Here is a 16,829-nt window from a genome sequence, read left to right as displayed (position 1 = left end):
TGTGTATAGGTCATAGTGCATTTTCCTTTGGCGAGAAAGATGCCTACTATAGCAACTGACCGCCTTTCTTAGAAATTGCACTTATTAGTCGAATCCAAGTTATACTCAATCCAAAAATAGATTTTAAAATACACACTGAATATATACCTTCAATAAATAAAATTTCCATTTTGTATTCATCGAAGCTGTCTCGTACTTTTTGTACTACCTCATATTATTCGTTATTACTTCCTAATTCATGAAATATTTCCTGAGCATAATGAAAAAAGTCAACCTCACCAAAATTACCGGACTTCAATGCTAACCAACAATCACTTTGCAAGTCATATACCCAAGGGACTCCATGCGCAATAATTGCACCAATTCCCACCTGATTAATTCCTAAGCTTTGCACTACCTTACCTGAGGTTTCTCCCCCCGTGATGATAAAAGTATTGAAATCTTTCTGCCTCAGCTCGTTAGCAATTTGCGCAAAAAGTTGTTCAATTATTTTACTGACTTGAAAAGATTCATACTGATTATGAGTTAATTTTAATACTCCTGGCGGCCGTGTCGTATACAACATAGGAGCCAAACCTTTCATTGGCTGCTGAATAATCCAATCAACCAAAAGATGGATATAATCAGGATTATTAATGCATTTATCTATATCTAACTCCATTGTGGACGCTATTTTTTTGTACTCCAAGACTTGGCGATATGTCATGACAGAACAACTTCCTGAAAGAATAACCATCCTTCTATTTCGGGGCAATGGGAGCTTTTTTATTGATGTTTTTTCTGAATTTCCTCCCGAACAGTAGCGAGCAATTGCCCCTCCTAACCCTGAACCACCAGTGATTAATGTCATATCATGAGCAGCTTGTGCAACGAGTAATAAATCATCCATAAGCAAAGTATCTACCACGGCGTAGCGAATACCTTTACAACGTAATTGACACAGACGATCCCGAATAGATAACTCTCCCTGACGAACACAATTTATATCAACTAATCCCGCAGTACCTCTTGATTGCTGCTCCATTAAGCGTAATAGATTAGAATCTTTCATGGGATTAATTGGATGATATTGCATGTCACTTTCGTTTAATAATTGTCCATTAACAAATAAATAACCGTAAACTACTGTCCGCCCATTAATAGGTAGTGCCGGACAAATCAAACAAAGATCTATTTGAAGCTCATCCATTAAAACATCTGTAACTGGACCAATATTTCCTTTTATTGTGGAATCAAAAGTAGAACAATACTTAAAAAACAATCTTGAGCAATTAGCTTTTTGCCTCAGCCATCTACAAGCTTTAAGGGATTGCTCAATGGATTCATCAACAGGGCATGAACGACTCTTTAAACTAATAATAATGGCATCTACATCATGTGGGATAAATGTGCTGTCATCAGGAATACTCAATAATAAAGCAACCTGCCAGCCATTTTGTACCATAAGACTGGCGATATCAGTTGCTCCAGTGAAATCATCAGCAATGACTCCCAACTTAATAGTCATGATTTTTTCTCTGGTAAAGTTATTCCTTTAAATGTCTTGATAACAGCACTATCATCCCACTGACCAAACCCTTCATTACTGGCTGCTAGAAACATCTGATGTGCTGTTGCAGCCATTGGCAGCGGAAATTTCATCGTCTTACCGGCTTCAAGTACAATACCCAAATCTTTAACAAAAATATCTACAGAAGATTTAGGTGTATAATCTCCAGACAAAATGTGAGGAATGCGGTTTTCAAACATCCATGAATTTCCCGCTGCATGCGTTACAATATCGTACATTAAGTCCAATGAAATTCCTGCCTTAGCGGCAAGAGCCATACTTTCTGCCGCAACAGCAATATGTACTCCTGCCAATAATTGATGGATCATTTTAACCGTTGAACCCTGACCAATTTTATTACCAATGTAATATAGACGCTCTGAGGTAACATCAAAAATTGGTTTCATTTTTTCAAACAACTCAGAAGAACCAGAGACCATAACAGTTAATTTCCCCTGTTCAGCTTTAAGTGCCCCTCCTGAGATTGGAGCATCAAGCATATTGATATGATACTCCTGTAAACGAATAGCAAAATTTTGTGCCTGCTCGGCAGAAATAGTGCTATGTATAACAATACAAGCCCCAGCTTTAAGCTGTTTGACTAGTGGATTTTCTCCACCAAACAAAATATTTTCGACTTGTGCACCGTTAACCACAACGAACAAAAGAGCATCCAGTTCTGATACACTCCTTGCTGGACTATTAGCTACCTCTATTGCTCCTATTTTTTTTAATTTTTCGCAGGCTTTATTATTTATATCAAATCCATAGGTTGAAATACCTGCTCTTATTAAAGACTGCGCGATCCCCATACCCATCGCACCCAGTCCTATTACCCCTATTTTTTGTATTAAATTTTTCATGAGGTTCCCTGGTGTTTTTTGATACCTTTGTTACCTTTCTGATCTTCACATAGATAATTTCACAAAAAAACGACTGATGTCACATTAAAGATGCGTCTATCATAAGATGGTAATTAACTAATTAATTGAATTTAATAATTTTATTTTCATGATATTGAAAATACTATTTAACACAACGTTGTGACTCACATAAGTAAAAATACTCAATGAAGAAGTATTCCATTTTTCTAAAATAAACCAGCTTAAAAATACTGTGCTATTTTATAATTAAATATTGAATTATCCTTTTCTTTATAGCATTTACACTTATTCATTCCTGTTAAAGCACAAATATTAGTGTTTTATATTGAGTGAGTTGGTAATACCTCAAAAAGGGGGAATTACGATGAGCTTTTTTGATCAGATTTCAAATATGCTGAGTCGGGATAAAAGCCAACAAATCCAGCATATAATGGACTGGGTTGAAGGTCAGGGAGGAATAAGTGGAGTTGTTGAAAAATTTTCCCAACAAGGATTGAACGACACAATTCATTCGTGGATTGGTACAGGAGAAAATACGGCGATTCATGCCGATCAGGTTTCTTCTGTTTTTGGCTCTTCCACCATCCAGAAATTAGCAGAGAAAATGGGTATCGACCCCAATGAAGCTTCATCACTCATTTCACAACATTTGCCTAATCTGATCGATAAGGCCACACCAAATGGTGAAGTCCCTGAAAATCTCGATCTGAAATCAGTAGCGATGAATTTATTGAAAGATAAGTTACTGACCAAATAAATTAATTAGCCCGCCTCAATTATCTTTTTCTGATCCTGAGGCGGGCTGGTTGAAACCTTAGTTATTCACTGAATCACGCAGACGTTTTGCTGCTTCAACCATATTTGCCAATGACTGGCGGGTTTCTACCCAACCTCTCGTTTTCAAACCACAGTCGGGGTTAACCCATAAACGTTCAACAGGGATACGTTCAGCAGCTTTACGCAATAAGGCTTCAATCCATTCAACACTCGGCACATTCGGTGAGTGAATGTCATACACCCCCGGCCCGATCTCATTCGGATATGAGAAGTCTTCAAACGAATCCAACAATTCCATATCTGAGCGAGAAGTTTCAATGGTGATAACATCCGCATCCAGTGCTGCAATGGAAGGCATGATGTCATTGAACTCGCAATAACACATATGGGTATGAATCTGGGTATCGTCTTCCGCAATGGCTGCACTGAGCTTAAAGGCATCTACTGCCCAGTCCAGATATGCCTGCCACTCTTCCCGGCGCAGCGGCAAACCTTCGCGCAGTGCTGGTTCATCAATCTGGATAATGCCAATACCAGCCTTCTGCAAATCATCCACTTCATCACGCAGAGCCAGCGCAATCTGTTTGGCAATAGTTTCCCGGCTGATATCTTCCCTCGGGAATGACCAGCAAAGAATGGTTACCGGCCCGGTTAACATGCCTTTTACTGGCTTATCGGTCAGGGATTGTGCATAAGTTGCCCAATCGACGGTGATGGCTTGCGGACGGCTGATATCTCCGATAATGACCGGTGGTTTAACACAGCGGGAACCATAACTCTGTACCCAACCGTTTTGGGTAAAGACGTAGCCGTCAAAATGTTCACCGAAATATTCCACCATGTCATTACGTTCGGCTTCACCATGCACCAGCACATCTAACCCCAGTCGCTCCTGCTCAGTGATCGCCTGTTTAATATGTTCACTGATATTAGTGCGATAATGATTGCCATCAACACGGCCTTTCTTGAAATCCAGACGTAAGCCGCGAATCTCTGTTGTCTGGGGGAAAGAGCCTATCGTTGTTGTCGGCCACAAAGGAAGTTTATAACGTTGACGCTGAAGTCTGGCACGTTCCGAATAAATTTGATTACGTTCGCTATCCTGCGCCTGAATCTTGTTAAGACGTTCTGCTACAGCCGGATTATTCACTCTCACAGAGCTGCGGCGGGCACGAATTGGCGCACTGTAATGGTCCAGTTCAGACTGTTTGCTGCCTTGCGGAGCATTCAATGCCTGAGATAACAGAGAAAGTTCCGCACATTTTTGTAATGCAAAGGCAAACCAACTCTTAACTTCTTCGTCCAATCCCGTTTCATCATTTAGATCAATCGGGCTGTGTAATAATGAGCAGGAAGTCCCGATCCAAATATCCCGTTTACCGAGTAACGGCGTAACAAGATCATATTTTGCACTCAAATCTGCTCGCCAGACATTACGCCCGTTTACCACTCCCAACGAAAGCAGAAGTGTTTCAGGTAACGATTTATGCAGTTCATCCAGTGAATCCTGCCCTGCAACTAAATCAACATGCAGACCCTGTACCGGCAATGATTTGATGGTCGCCAGATTATGACTAATGCTATCAAAGTAAGTTGTCAGCAGTAACTTAACCTGCCCCTGAATTGCCTGATAAGCAGTCGGGAATGCAGCCAGCCACTCTTCTGGCAGTTCCAGTACTAACGCTGGTTCGTCTATCTGTACCCATTCAATGCCACGTTTTGCCAGTTCACTCAGTACCTGTTGATATACCGGCAGGATGTCCGCCAGCAAAGAGAGGCGTTCAAAAGCTTTGCCTTTGACTTTTCCAAGCCATAAGTAAGTAACCGGCCCCAGTAAAACAGGTTTGACGTTATATCCCAATGCCAGTGCTTCATCGACTTCATCCAGCAATTGAGTCCATCCCAGTTTGAATTCCTGCCCTTCCTGAAACTCTGGGACAATATAATGGTAATTCGTATTGAACCACTTCGTCATTTCTGATGCGGCAGCCGGAGTACCTGTCGGTGCCCGACCACGAGCAATGCGGAATAAGGTATCTAAATCAATATTTCCATCTTCATTTTGATGGCGGGGAGGAACGTTCCCCAACAGCAGGCTGGTTGTCAATACCTGGTCATACCAAGCGAAATCACCAACAGGAATTAAATCTACTCCTGCTTCTTTTTGCTGCTGCCAGTGACGTGCACGTAATTCACGGCCTGTTTCCAGCAATTCTTGTTGAGAAATTTTACCTGCCCAATAGCTTTCTTGTGCTTTTTTTAGCTCTCTTTTCAATCCGATACGTGGAAAACCCAATGTATGATTTAAAACTGTCATGTCGTCACCCTGCAAATTTTAGCCGTCTAGATGTTTACACTTCTATAATCAACAGGTAATGTATAAACCTCAAGCGCAAATTATTCATCATCAACCTGAAGGTTTTTCATGATCGAGATTAAACACTTAAAAACATTGCAAGCATTAAACCTCTGTGGCTCATTAGCAGCAGCGGCGAATCATTTACATCAGACTCAATCTGCTCTTTCACATCAGTTCAGTGAATTAGAACACCGTCTGGGATACAAACTTTTCATTCGTAAAAGTCAGCCGCTGCAACTCACACATCAGGGAGAAGTTCTGCTGAAGCTGGCTGAGCAGGTGTTACCTATGATCAAAGCATCCCTGAGCGAGTGCAATGAGCCGGAGGAAACTAATCTGCGCATTGCGATTGAATGTCACAGCTGTATTCAATGGCTCACGCCAGCATTAAAGCTTTTCCGGGAAAGCTGGCCTCTGGTGAATGTGGATTTCAAATCAGGGGTAACGTTTGATCCACAACCGGCACTGCAACAAAAGGAGCTGGATATTGTACTGACATCCGATATTATTCCCGACAGTAATTTCCACTATACGCCGTTGTTTGATTATGAAGTAAAGTTAGTGGTAGCACCGGATCATCCATTAGCTAATCAGCGGGATATTCAGCCACAGGATCTCGCGCCGGAAACATTACTGATTTATCCTGTTCAACGGCAACGTTTTGATATTTGGAGACGCTTTCTCCAGCCTGCCGAAGTTACTCCAACCCTGAAAACCGTTGATAACACTCTGTTACTCATCCAAATGGTGGCAGCTCGCTTAGGTATTGCAGCATTACCTCACTGGGCTGTGGAAACATTTGAAAGGCAGGGTTTAGTTGTCACACAGACGTTGGGAGAGGGTTTATGGAGCCGGTTGTACGCTGCCTGCCGTAAAGGAGAGCAACACCAACCGGCTATTGATACATTTATTCGTTCTTCGCGCCAGCACGCGGTGGATAACCTGCCGTTTGTAAAGCGGGTTTCAGTATCCAGCGGTGATGCACCCAAAGCGATGCAACAATCAAGCTGCCTCCAATGGTGAAGTTCAGCCAATCAGGATGCTGCTGCCAGATTACAAAGTTAACCAGTAAACCAGCCGGAACCAGCATATTATTCATAATTGCCAGTGTTCCGGTATCAACCTGAGTTACGCCATAGTTCCACATAAAGTAACCAATACCCGAGGCGCCTGCACCTAACCAGATCAGAACCCCCCATTGTAATTGGGTTGTCGGTAGCTTCTGTGGATTACCAAAAACTAACCAGCCGATAATTGCAACAACACAGGCACCTAAATAGAACCATGAAATTGCCACTCTCTGTGGAAGCGGGTTCGTTTCCATCAAACGCTTATAACCAACCTGACCAATAGCAAAGGAAATATTTGCCAATTGCACCAGAATCAAACCTATCCAAAAAGATTCACTCAGCCGGTCATAACGGATAATCGCCGCTCCAGCAACAGCCAGCAGTGAACTGAGTGCATAACCCCAACGCAACCGCTGACGCTTCAGTAAATCGTATATCAGTGTGACATACAGAGGTGTCATGACCGTAAACAGCAAAAACTCTGCCACTGTCAGATAGTGGTACGCATGAAATACAAACAGGTACATCACACCCAGCTGGCAAGCACCCACTGCCATATATAGCGAAATCACTTTCAGTGATAACCCGCGCCAGCGCAGGAATGGCAGGAATACCAAAGCAGCCAGCACGACTCTGACCAGTACGGAAAACCAACTATCAACCTGACCGGCAAGATAAGCTCCGATCAGGCTGAATGAAGCGGCCCACAAAAGTGTTGTGATCGTTAATAGCCACATATTTATTGGGATTTATCCACTAGTAATGCTTCAAGCAGATCAAGGTCATGCAAAAGTGTCTGTAATGTTTCGTTACTGACTTTACGGGTTGCGCGCAAGTGGTACAGCTCCCCTCTTTCAGCCCGTAACGCAGTCAGACGGAAACGGCGCTCCAACTCTTCAATCTGCAAGTTGTGTTCGCCCTCATCTGTCCCCGCAGTACGACGCCGTAAGTAGCCGGTAACCCGGGAAGCGACTTCACTAATCACTTCGGCATCCAGTTTTTCTTCTGTGCTGGCAGACAGGCGCTCTTCCATTTTATTCATACTGACAATCGCAACTTCAGCCATTGCTGCTTTTGCCATTCTGATTTCATCAAGATCAGCCTGTTTATCTCCCACTTTCATGCCTCTCAGCAAGAGTGGCAAAGCAATAACACCAACAAACAGTGAGAACAGGATCACCCCTGCGGAAATAAAGATCAACTGATAACGGGCAGGGAACGGATCACCATCCGGCAGGAAAAGCGGGACGGACAGTGCACCAGCCAGAGTAATGGCACCGCGGACACCTGCAAATGAAGCCAGCCATAATTCACGTGTCGTGTAGGTTGCGAATTCCAGAGGTTTTTTCTTCATCATGATCCTGCTGATATTCTTCATCAACCATAACCAGCAGAACCGCAGCAATAACAGAGCGCCATAAATGATACCTACCGCAGCGAACAACATCCAGGTTTCTACATGCGGGTCGAGATCGGCCTGAGCAACAGACGTTTCCCAAATCCCCGGTAACTGTAACCCCAGCATGATGAACACCAGCCCGTTGAACACGAACGCCAGCATTCCCCAGACATTATCAGCGCGCAAACGCATATCCAGAGGTGCATTGCGGATCACACCAGCCGTACTGATAGTCATACCCGCCGCAACAGCAGCCAGAATGCCGGAAACACCGATATGTTCAGCAATCATGTAAGACGCAAATGGCAACAGCATCATAAACATGATTTGAGTAGCAGGATCATCCCCACTCCAGCGGCTCATCAGTCGCAGTGATTTACTGTACAACCAAGTGACAGCAACACCCGATGCCAGACCACCAATCGCAACTTTAAAGAATTCGAATGTTGCGCCGGTTACTGTAAATGCCATTGTTCCCATGGCAATTGCCACGGCAAACTTCAGAGCAACCAGACCCGAAGCATCGTTCATCAACGCTTCACCTTCCAGCACACTCATCATATTTTTAGGGATGCGACCTTTCCCTACAATCGAGGATAAAGCAACGGCATCGGTTGGTGACAACACGGCAGCCAGAGCAAAAGCCGCAATAAGCGGAATACTCGGCATTAACCAATAAATCAAATAACCGATACCAACAACTGTGACTAAAACCAGTACTAAAACCAGAATAACGATTTCACGCCCATGGTGAAAAAATTCTCTGGTCGGTGTTTTCCAGCCATCAACAAATAACAAAGGAGGGATAAGTAAAACGAGGAATAATTCAGGGTCGAAAGTAACGTGTAAACCAAAATGAGGCCAGGCCAGCAACGCCCCCATTGCTATTTGCACTATCGGCAAAGGGACACGGAACGGGATCACTTTAGTAAGAACACCAGAAACTGACACCACCAAAATCAAGATCAAGATAGTAAAGAATATTTCCATGTTACCCTTACAAATTGCCAAAAATCCGTCGGTGAAGAGATTGTGACTGTTTTTCCCTTTTAATAACAGCGCTAATAACCACATAAATTGAAGTTATTCTGGAAAATCAAAAAACAATCACATTGTGAATCAATGACCCGCAAGCCATTTTCTTATTTTATACTTATCTTAGGAGTTTTGTCGAAAATTTGACAGGTTTTAAAAATTATCTGGCAGGGAATAAATGCGCAGGACTTAACCACCTGCGCATCATTTTCAGGATCGTGCTGGTCAAATAGCCCAACTACTGGCATAGAATACCACCAGTACGGTGGCAATGACTACCGTACTAATATTCAGCTTACGCCATTCACCAGCAAAAAAACGACCGATAACTAACGTACTGAAACCCAACATAATTCCTGTCACGATATTACAGGTCAGAACGATAAATACCGCGCACAGCAGCCCTGATACAGCATCAACAGAATCATCAAAATTCAGCTTTCTCACATTACTCAGCATCAACAGACCGACATACATTAAAGCTGGTGCAGTAGCATAAGCCGGAACCAGATATGACAATGGAGAAAGAAATAAGATCAGCAGAAACAGAATACCGACAATTGCGGCAGTCAACCCTGTTTTTCCGCCTACTGCGGTTCCTGCGGCAGATTCAATATAAACGCCAGCAGGCGAAGAGCCGATTGCACCGGCAAAAATACTGCTGACAGAATCGGCAGTTAATGCCCTGCTACCATTGATAATCTGTCCACGTTTATCCAACAGATTAGCCTGTCCGGCTACGGCTCTGATAGTGCCTGTAGCATCAAATACGGCTGTCATCAGCAGCGCAAGAAGACTTGGCAGTACAACAGGCTGTAAAGCGCCCATGATATCCATACTGAACATCAGAGAAAGCCCGTCTTCTCCTAATGTTGGTAATTTAAAAAACCCCTGATATTTCACAGTGGGATCGAAAATCAGGCCAATGATTGAAATAGCGATAATAACCAGCAAAATTCCACCGGGTACTTTTTTCTTCTCCAGACCGATAATCGCAGCCAGACCAAGCAAAGTCATAAAGACTGGAAAAGCGGTCAATGAACCAAAAGCAACCGGTAACCCTTCATTCGGATTTTTAATCACCAGACCGACACCATTTGCTGCAATCAGCAGCAAAAATAAACCGATACCAATTCCTGCTCCATGTGCAATTCCCATTGGAATATTACGTAATAACCAGGCCCGGATGCCACTAACAGAAATAAAAGTAAACAAACATCCCATCAGAAAAACAGCACCCAATGCGACAGGGATACTAACCTGCTGCCCTAATACCAGACTAAAAGCCGTGAAAGCTGTTAGTGAGATGGCACAACCAATCGCCATCGGCAGATTAACCCATAACCCCATCAGCAATGAACCAATACCGGTCACAAGACATACTGAAATAAATACGGCGGTATGAGGGAATCCTGCTTGTCCAAGCATACCCGGTACAACAATCACGGAATAAACCATGGCCAGAAATGTTGTTAACCCCGCAAGAACCTCCTGACGTACCGAGCTTCCACGTTCAGTTATCTTAAAATACTTATCGAGTTTGGATTGAGTTGGTGCCTGCATGCCAGACATGTTTATCCCCTGCCAGTATGTTAAATATCAATCATTATTTTTCTCATCATTTATTGCCTCTCTTCCCGACGAAAACGATTACGTTCTCTGATAACACGAAAAATGCTGGATCTATCAATTCAGCCACTTTCCATACGCAATCGTTTGGCTTATGAGACAAAAAAATGGTGAGATAATTTGAGGCAGAAGATTATCCAGTGAATCGGGGATAATAATCAAGTCATAGTAATAAATTTTATCGCCGCTTATCTATCAGAAAATGGTGTGTCTTGCCTATCAATCAACCAATAAACCAAGTAAGATTGCGGCTGTTTTTTTGAGTATACCCAATGGATTTCAAAATGCTCGCGGCAGCAAGGGAGTAAATCCCCAGGAGCATAGATAACGATGTGACTGGGGTGAGCGAGCGTAGCCAGCAAAGAGGCAGCTTGAAAGACGAAGTGTATAGTCACACCACAAAAAGACCACTCATTTCAATTCAAACAATAGGTTTTTTATAATGCATCAATCTGATGTTGCGGATCGCTCGCTTTTTTCCCTGAGCTGGCCGATCTTCATTGATATTTTTCTTCATATGGCGACGCTGTTAATCAATACCTATATGGTCAGCCATATTTCTTCGGCTTATCTGGCCGCGATGGGTGTCGGGAACCACGTTTTTGATCTATTCATTACTATCTTCAATTTCATCAGCGTTGGTTGCAGTGTTGTAATTGCGCAATACCTCGGTTCAGGAAAACGGGATAAAGCCAGTCAGGCGATTCACATTTCTATCGCCTTTAATTTTGTATTGGGTTTTGCCTGCGCCTTAGTGACGGTTTTCTTCGGCTACAAGATCCTGCATATCATGAATCTGCCAGAAAACCTGATGGATGATGGGTTCGCTTATCTGCATATATTAGGTATCTGCCTGATACCGGAAGCCATTTCAATTATTCTGGCGGCTTGTCTGCGGGTATATGGCAAATCAAAATCGGCCATGTATGTCACTCTGGTTGCCAATCTGCTGACCATTGTCGGCAATATGATTGTTTTGTACGGGTTCTTCGGGCTACCTAAATATGGGCTGGAAGGCGTAGCATGGTCTACGGTATTCGGCCGTACCGTTGCCGTCATTCTCCTGTGCGGGTTGTTATTTTATGGCCTGAAAATAAAACTGGTACCAAAATTACTCGTGTGCTGGTCAAAGAATATGCTTGGTAAAATCCTGCATATCGGCTTGCCTGCTGCCGGTGAGAACCTCGTATGGATATTGCAGTATATGACTGCACAAGCGTTTATCGGCTTGATGGGCGAAACATCTCTGGCAGCGCAGACGCTGTATTTCCAGTTATCCTTATTCATTATGCTTTTTGGGATTTCCACCAGTATTGGTAACGAAATAATGGTTGGTCACCTTGTCGGGGCGAAACGTTTTGAAGATGCCTATATCCGTGGCATAAAAAGCCTGAAAATCGGTGTTATTGTCACGATTGGTGTAGTTTTATCTTTCTGGGCTTTCCGGCAGCCACTTCTCGGCCTGATGACAGAAGACCAAAAAATCATTGAGCTTTTGCTGCCACTTTTCCTGTTATCTGTATTTCTGGAACCGGGGCGTACTTTTAATATCGTCATGGTTAACGCACTGCGGGCTTCAGGCGATGCCAGATTCCCACTTTATACTGCAATAATTTTTATGTGGGGTATTTCTATTCCTGTTGGCTATTTTCTGGGAATTACCATGGGAATGGGTATTCTGGGGATCTGGATTGGCTTTTTCTGTGATGAATGGGTACGCGGTCTGGTGAATGCATGGCGCTGGAAATCCAAAAAATGGCAAACTAAGCGATTGGATGTTTAATCAGGTTAACAAGTTCGAAAAAAATAAACGTAAAAAAATGCCGCAATTAATCACTGCGGCATTTTTATAATCAGGCAATCTGCAAGATGACAGAAATAATTATTCTGTTTTTTCTTTACGATAAAATTCTGAACGTGGCCCATACAGCAGGTGGCCATTCCAATATTGCCCGGCACTTAACAGGCGGTTGCTGGTAATACCTGCAATATCGTGCCCTCGATCAGCTACCGTATTAACAATTTGCTCAATAGCCGCAGACACTAACATGCCAATAATTCCACCACCGCCATTGTTACGATTTTCTGCGCTGGATGCTGTTGCTATACCCCCCCAGATTTTTTCACCTGTACGCAAATCAACCAGACGAGCTGTGGCAGTCACACGAGTATCACTACTGATGATCTGATATTGTGTACCGTATTGTGTGATATCCAGATAAAGCGCGGCATCTGCACCAAAAATATCATACAGCTTCTTATAGCTGATATTTTGAATATCCTGAGCATCAGCCACCCCATTCTGGCGGAAGGTTTCTTCTACTACCGCAACAGGAAAAACATAATACCCTGATTCTGCCAATGGATAAGTCACCTGAGAAATCACACTACCCGCAGCTTTCACATCTACAGACTTATTCACAGCGGGCAAAACCAGAATTGATTTTGGATCACTTCCCCTCAAGGCAGAATAATCATAGGGTGTCTGTTTGACACATCCGGTCAGCATCAGCAAACATAAAGCACCAATCACGCCTAAAATACGGTTCATTATTTCACTCCCTTATTTTTACTCAGCAAAAAATCCATATAAGGTGAAGATTCTGGAAATAACTTCTTCTCTATTTCAAACTGCTGAAAGGCATCCTCAATATTGCCTGTTTTGCTGTACAGTAACCCCATTTGTGCATGCAGGCCGGGAGGAACAGGTTTATCTTTGGCTCTTGCCTGTTCAATCACTTTTTGCAGAGCCTGTATCTGCTCCTGTGGCCCGGTTTTATCCTGTTGGTAATACTGGTAAAGCGCTGACTGATAATCCCCCCATTCATAAATGGTTTTAGGTGCCTGTACACATCCAACCAATAATAATGTTCCCAGTAACATCCCCGTCTTTTTCATCAAAAACATTAAATAATCTTTCCTATATAATATTTATTATTAATTAGTTAGTTGGCTTCCAAGCGCCATTTTCAACACCTGACACAAGATCATTAACCGCTTCACGAATTGCCAAATCCAGAACCTTGCCGTTCAGAGTGGAATCGTACCCGGAAGCGCCGCCAAAACCGATAATTTCACGGCTGGACAATTTATATTCCCCTGCGCCTGCTGAAGAGAAAACAACTTCGGAAGTTTCCACATTCACCACATTCACCATCACTTTTGCATAAGCGATCTGTGATTTACCACGGCCTAAAATCCCCCATAGCTGGTGATCGCCTACTTCTTTACGACCAAATTCAGTAACCGCACCAGTAATAACATAATTTGCCCCTTTCAGCTTCTGTGCTTTACCCTGCAATCCGGCTTCTGCTTTTAATTCAGCCATATTCGTGCGCTCCAGCACATTAAAACGACCGGTTTGCTGCAAGTGTGTCACCAGAATCGTTTTTGACTGATTCCCCAAACGATCAATACCATCAGAGAAAATACCATTCTGGTAGCTTGAACGGTTTTCAAACTTACCTATTGCGATAGGGCTGCGAATACCTTTGTAGGTCGTGTTATATGAAGAAACTTTTTGAACCTGAAGTGTTGATGATGATTCCGTTGCACATCCGGCCAGCATGAGTGAAGCCAGACAAAGAGACGCTACGGTAAGTTTACTTTTCATTATTATCTTCCTGCGAATTTTTTGATTAAAAGCCTGTCAGATCAGTTATACCCTTCCATTATCTTGCTGGTTTCTATTTAAACAAAATTGGGTATATACAGGCAGATATGACCAAGATAAAACGATCAAATAATAGATTTTATGATAAAAAAAGTCTATGAAATAAAACATGATATTATCGATTATGTTTAAGCAGCATAGTTAAATAAAACTGAAGATATTAAATATTAATATATCATTATGCCAATATCACATATTGCGGAATATTATTTTAAAATACTCTCCTGAAAATAAGAATAGTCATATAAGCTATAATTTAAGTAATACTTGATAAAAACGCCCTGCCACCATTACCGGCTCATCATATACAAAGCCCATCCGGCTGCACTATATACAATAAACGTTGCGTTTAGTCATGAAAGAAAAAATGCTAATCCTAATCTAAAAATATAATCTACTCGCTACAAAAGTGGAAAAAACAAAATAAATACATTCGCTATCTTAAGATGATAAAAAATGTGAATAAGTTGAATTAATAATTCAATAATACTTTATAGTGTTCTATTCATTATTTTTTATTTCATACGTTAACTTCATACTAATTTCTGACCATAAGTTGATTAAACTCAAATAAAGTATAAAGATGAATAAATACAATTCCCCCATAAAATAGGTGGATTTTCATCCAAGCCTTATCGTTCACAAGAAAAAAACTAGATCAGCACTCTAAATTATATCATAATGAAATCAATAAAAAGGATTTAATACTAACGGGATGTTCTTGAGTAAACTTGAATGTGATAAATCGTATCTCCTTCTCTATAGCTGTTTAAATATTCAATATTACAATCAATTACAACTCACTGATATAAGAAGAAAATGATGAACCGCTCTCATTTATACACAAAAATGACTCTTTCAAAAATCGTATTAACTCAGAGTCTTTCGGAAAACATTTTCTTCATGAAATTCTTTAATATCAACACACAACAATTCATTTTCTGAGCAAACAATTTTTTGGTGTTTATATGGTACATCTCTCTGTTCTTAGTTAACCCCTTGCTAAAACACCAAAAATGTAAGCGGGAACTATTATGAAAACAGTAACAAAAAGTAATCAGGCCATGTCTCATATTTCTCCGGCGGCAAAACGCGCAAATATGACGGAAACCGAATGGAAACAAGCCATAAAGTTTAATGGCACCGACATGGGTTGGGTGATCATGAGTATCGGCATGGCGATAGGTGCAGGTATTGTTTTCCTTCCTGTTCAGGTTGGTCTGATGGGGTTGTGGGTTTTCCTGCTTTCTTCAATCATCGGCTATCCTGCTATGTATCTTTTTCAGCGACTGTTCATTAATACACTTGCCGAATCACCTGAATGCAAAGATTATCCCAGCATAATCGGAGGCTATCTCGGTAAAAATTGGGGGGTGTTATTAGGTGTACTCTACTTTATTATGCTGGTAATTTGGATTTTTGTTTACTCCACCGCAATTACCAACGATAGTGCTTCATACCTGCAAACCTTCGGCGTGACCGATGACTTACTTTCCGAAAACCCTTTTTACGGGTTGGTCTTAATCTGTATTTTGGTCATGATTTCTTCCCGTAGTGAGCAATTACTATTTAAAATTTCCAGCCTGATGGTTACAGTAAAATTAGTTGTTGTCGCTGCATTGGGTCTTTCCATGATCGGTATGTGGCATCTGTACAATATCGGCGCGCTCCCCCCTGTTTCCATGTTGATAAAAAAGGCTATTATCACACTACCTTTCACACTGACTTCCATTCTGTTTATTCAGACACTCAGCCCGATGGTTATTTCTTACCGAAATCATGAAAACAACCGTGAAGTTGCCCGTTATAAAGCACTGCGGGCGATGAACATTGCCTTTTCCGTCCTGTTTTGTACGGTATTTTTCTATGCCGTCTCTTTCACGTTGGCGTTGGGACACGATGAAGCAGTTAAAGCTTATGAGCAGAACATTTCCGCACTTGCAATTGCCGCCCAATTCTTCCCCGGCGGCTGGGTTATTGTTGTCAGTGTTATGCTCAATGTTTTTGCTGTCATGACCGCTTTTTTCGGAGTTTACCTCGGCTTCCGCGAAGCCAGTCAGGGAATAGCCATGAATCTTCTCGGACGATTATTGCCTGCTGCAAAAATTAATGAAAAATGGGTGCAGAAGGGAATTATGATATTCGCTATTTTACTGGCATGGGGAGCTATTATCCTGAATGCACCGGTTTTAAGTTTCACTTCTATCTGTAGCCCAATATTCGGGATCGTCGGCTGCCTTATTCCTGCCTATCTGGTTTACAAAGTTCCCAGCCTTCATCACTATAAAGGCGTATCATTAATTCTGATTATTTTCACCGGGGTCTTGCTGTGTATTTCTCCTTTTCTGGCTTTTTCCTGATGTGATAAACACAGCCTCTGGCTGCTTTACCATTCCATCAAAGTCTTACAACTAACGGCCTTCCGATACGGGAGGTCTTTATCTCTCATATTCA

13 protein-coding genes are annotated in these 16,829 nt (G+C 42.1%); 4 read left to right on the top strand and 9 right to left on the bottom strand.

Annotated elements, in window-relative coordinates; translation table 11 throughout:
* Positions 1 to 214 precede the first annotated feature (214 nt).
* The gene (otnK, locus tag Xinn_RS10805) at positions 215 to 1,507 is read right to left on the bottom strand and encodes a 3-oxo-tetronate kinase (RefSeq protein ID WP_086955372.1); all 1,293 of its coding nucleotides are present in this window, start codon (positions 1,505 to 1,507) and stop codon (positions 215 to 217) included.
* Positions 1,504 to 2,412 (bottom strand): L-threonate dehydrogenase, encoded by a 909-nt coding sequence (ltnD, locus tag Xinn_RS10800; protein WP_086955371.1) that lies wholly within the window; start codon positions 2,410 to 2,412, stop codon positions 1,504 to 1,506. The genes otnK and ltnD overlap by 4 nt, the downstream gene beginning before the upstream one ends.
* 385 nt (positions 2,413 to 2,797) lie before the next feature.
* Here ltnD and Xinn_RS10795 point away from each other — a divergent pair, with 385 nt between their 5' ends.
* Positions 2,798 to 3,190: a YidB family protein gene (locus Xinn_RS10795; protein WP_086955370.1), complete on the top strand. Its 393-nt coding sequence runs from the start codon at positions 2,798 to 2,800 to the stop codon at positions 3,188 to 3,190.
* Between the two features lie 57 nt (positions 3,191 to 3,247).
* On the opposite strand, the gene metE is transcribed toward Xinn_RS10795, so the two are convergent.
* On the bottom strand, positions 3,248 to 5,527 hold the full coding sequence (gene metE, locus Xinn_RS10790; protein WP_086955369.1) for a 5-methyltetrahydropteroyltriglutamate--homocysteine S-methyltransferase: 2,280 nt from the start codon (positions 5,525 to 5,527) through the stop codon (positions 3,248 to 3,250).
* A gap of 108 nt (positions 5,528 to 5,635) precedes the next feature.
* On the opposite strand from metE, the gene metR reads away from it, so the two are divergent.
* Positions 5,636 to 6,592 carry an HTH-type transcriptional regulator MetR gene (gene metR / locus Xinn_RS10785; RefSeq protein ID WP_143706538.1) on the top strand — a complete coding sequence of 319 codons (957 nt, stop codon included), beginning with the start codon at positions 5,636 to 5,638 and terminating at the stop codon, positions 6,590 to 6,592.
* On the opposite strand, the gene Xinn_RS10780 is transcribed toward metR, so the two are convergent.
* The 3 genes from Xinn_RS10780 to Xinn_RS10770 form a co-directional block, all read right to left on the bottom strand.
* The gene (locus Xinn_RS10780; RefSeq protein ID WP_086955368.1) at positions 6,477 to 7,376 is read right to left on the bottom strand and encodes a carboxylate/amino acid/amine transporter; all 900 of its coding nucleotides are present in this window, start codon (positions 7,374 to 7,376) and stop codon (positions 6,477 to 6,479) included. The genes metR and Xinn_RS10780 overlap by 116 nt on opposite strands.
* A gap of 2 nt (positions 7,377 to 7,378) precedes the next feature.
* The gene (locus Xinn_RS10775; protein ID WP_099137651.1) at positions 7,379 to 9,028 is read right to left on the bottom strand and encodes a Na+/H+ antiporter; all 1,650 of its coding nucleotides are present in this window, start codon (positions 9,026 to 9,028) and stop codon (positions 7,379 to 7,381) included.
* Positions 9,029 to 9,298: 270 nt separating this feature from the next.
* Positions 9,299 to 10,645 (bottom strand): NCS2 family permease, encoded by a 1,347-nt coding sequence (locus Xinn_RS10770; protein ID WP_086955367.1) that lies wholly within the window; start codon positions 10,643 to 10,645, stop codon positions 9,299 to 9,301.
* Between the two features lie 499 nt (positions 10,646 to 11,144).
* Here Xinn_RS10770 and Xinn_RS10765 point away from each other — a divergent pair, with 499 nt between their 5' ends.
* A complete protein-coding gene (locus tag Xinn_RS10765; RefSeq protein ID WP_086955366.1) occupies positions 11,145 to 12,485 on the top strand; it encodes an MATE family efflux transporter in 1,341 nt (446 codons plus the stop codon).
* Positions 12,486 to 12,584: 99 nt separating this feature from the next.
* Here the strand turns inward: Xinn_RS10765 and Xinn_RS10760 are convergent, their stop codons facing one another.
* Genes Xinn_RS10760 through Xinn_RS10750 form a run of 3 tightly spaced genes read right to left on the bottom strand, consistent with a single transcriptional unit; the run spans position 12,585 to position 14,315 of the window.
* Positions 12,585 to 13,253 carry a DUF799 domain-containing protein gene (locus Xinn_RS10760; RefSeq protein ID WP_086955365.1) on the bottom strand — a complete coding sequence of 223 codons (669 nt, stop codon included), beginning with the start codon at positions 13,251 to 13,253 and terminating at the stop codon, positions 12,585 to 12,587.
* Positions 13,253 to 13,609, bottom strand: coding sequence for a DUF4810 domain-containing protein (locus Xinn_RS10755; RefSeq protein WP_086955364.1), 357 nt, complete (start codon positions 13,607 to 13,609; stop codon positions 13,253 to 13,255). The genes Xinn_RS10760 and Xinn_RS10755 overlap by 1 nt, the downstream gene beginning before the upstream one ends.
* A 34-nt stretch (positions 13,610 to 13,643) precedes the next feature.
* Entirely contained in the window at positions 13,644 to 14,315 is a 672-nt protein-coding gene (locus Xinn_RS10750; RefSeq protein WP_086955363.1) for a CsgG/HfaB family protein, read from the bottom strand.
* Between the two features lie 1,094 nt (positions 14,316 to 15,409).
* Here Xinn_RS10750 and Xinn_RS10745 point away from each other — a divergent pair.
* Positions 15,410 to 16,735 carry an SLC5/6 family protein gene (locus Xinn_RS10745; protein ID WP_086955362.1) on the top strand — a complete coding sequence of 442 codons (1,326 nt, stop codon included), beginning with the start codon at positions 15,410 to 15,412 and terminating at the stop codon, positions 16,733 to 16,735.
* Positions 16,736 to 16,829: the final 94 nt, after the last annotated feature.

The sequence above is a fragment of the Xenorhabdus innexi genome, assembly GCF_002632485.1.
Taxonomy (GTDB): domain Bacteria; phylum Pseudomonadota; class Gammaproteobacteria; order Enterobacterales; family Enterobacteriaceae; genus Xenorhabdus; species Xenorhabdus innexi.
This window is presented reverse-complemented; position numbering and strand designations above follow the sequence as displayed.

Bases quoted from the DNA above. Each gene is read 5' to 3' on its own strand.
- otnK (WP_086955372.1), bottom strand. From the start codon at position 1,507: ATGACTATTAAGTTGGGAGTCATTGCTGATGATTTCACTGGAGCAACT.
- ltnD (WP_086955371.1), bottom strand. From the start codon at position 2,412: ATGAAAAATTTAATACAAAAAATAGGGGTAATAGGACTGGGTGCGATG.
- Xinn_RS10795 (WP_086955370.1), top strand. From the start codon at position 2,798: ATGAGCTTTTTTGATCAGATTTCAAATATGCTGAGTCGGGATAAAAGC.
- metE (WP_086955369.1), bottom strand. From the start codon at position 5,527: ATGACAGTTTTAAATCATACATTGGGTTTTCCACGTATCGGATTGAAA.
- metR (WP_143706538.1), top strand. From the start codon at position 5,636: ATGATCGAGATTAAACACTTAAAAACATTGCAAGCATTAAACCTCTGT.
- Xinn_RS10780 (WP_086955368.1), bottom strand. From the start codon at position 7,376: ATGTGGCTATTAACGATCACAACACTTTTGTGGGCCGCTTCATTCAGC.
- Xinn_RS10775 (WP_099137651.1), bottom strand. From the start codon at position 9,028: ATGGAAATATTCTTTACTATCTTGATCTTGATTTTGGTGGTGTCAGTT.
- Xinn_RS10770 (WP_086955367.1), bottom strand. From the start codon at position 10,645: ATGTCTGGCATGCAGGCACCAACTCAATCCAAACTCGATAAGTATTTT.
- Xinn_RS10765 (WP_086955366.1), top strand. From the start codon at position 11,145: ATGCATCAATCTGATGTTGCGGATCGCTCGCTTTTTTCCCTGAGCTGG.
- Xinn_RS10760 (WP_086955365.1), bottom strand. From the start codon at position 13,253: ATGAACCGTATTTTAGGCGTGATTGGTGCTTTATGTTTGCTGATGCTG.
- Xinn_RS10755 (WP_086955364.1), bottom strand. From the start codon at position 13,609: ATGTTTTTGATGAAAAAGACGGGGATGTTACTGGGAACATTATTATTG.
- Xinn_RS10750 (WP_086955363.1), bottom strand. From the start codon at position 14,315: ATGAAAAGTAAACTTACCGTAGCGTCTCTTTGTCTGGCTTCACTCATG.
- Xinn_RS10745 (WP_086955362.1), top strand. From the start codon at position 15,410: ATGAAAACAGTAACAAAAAGTAATCAGGCCATGTCTCATATTTCTCCG.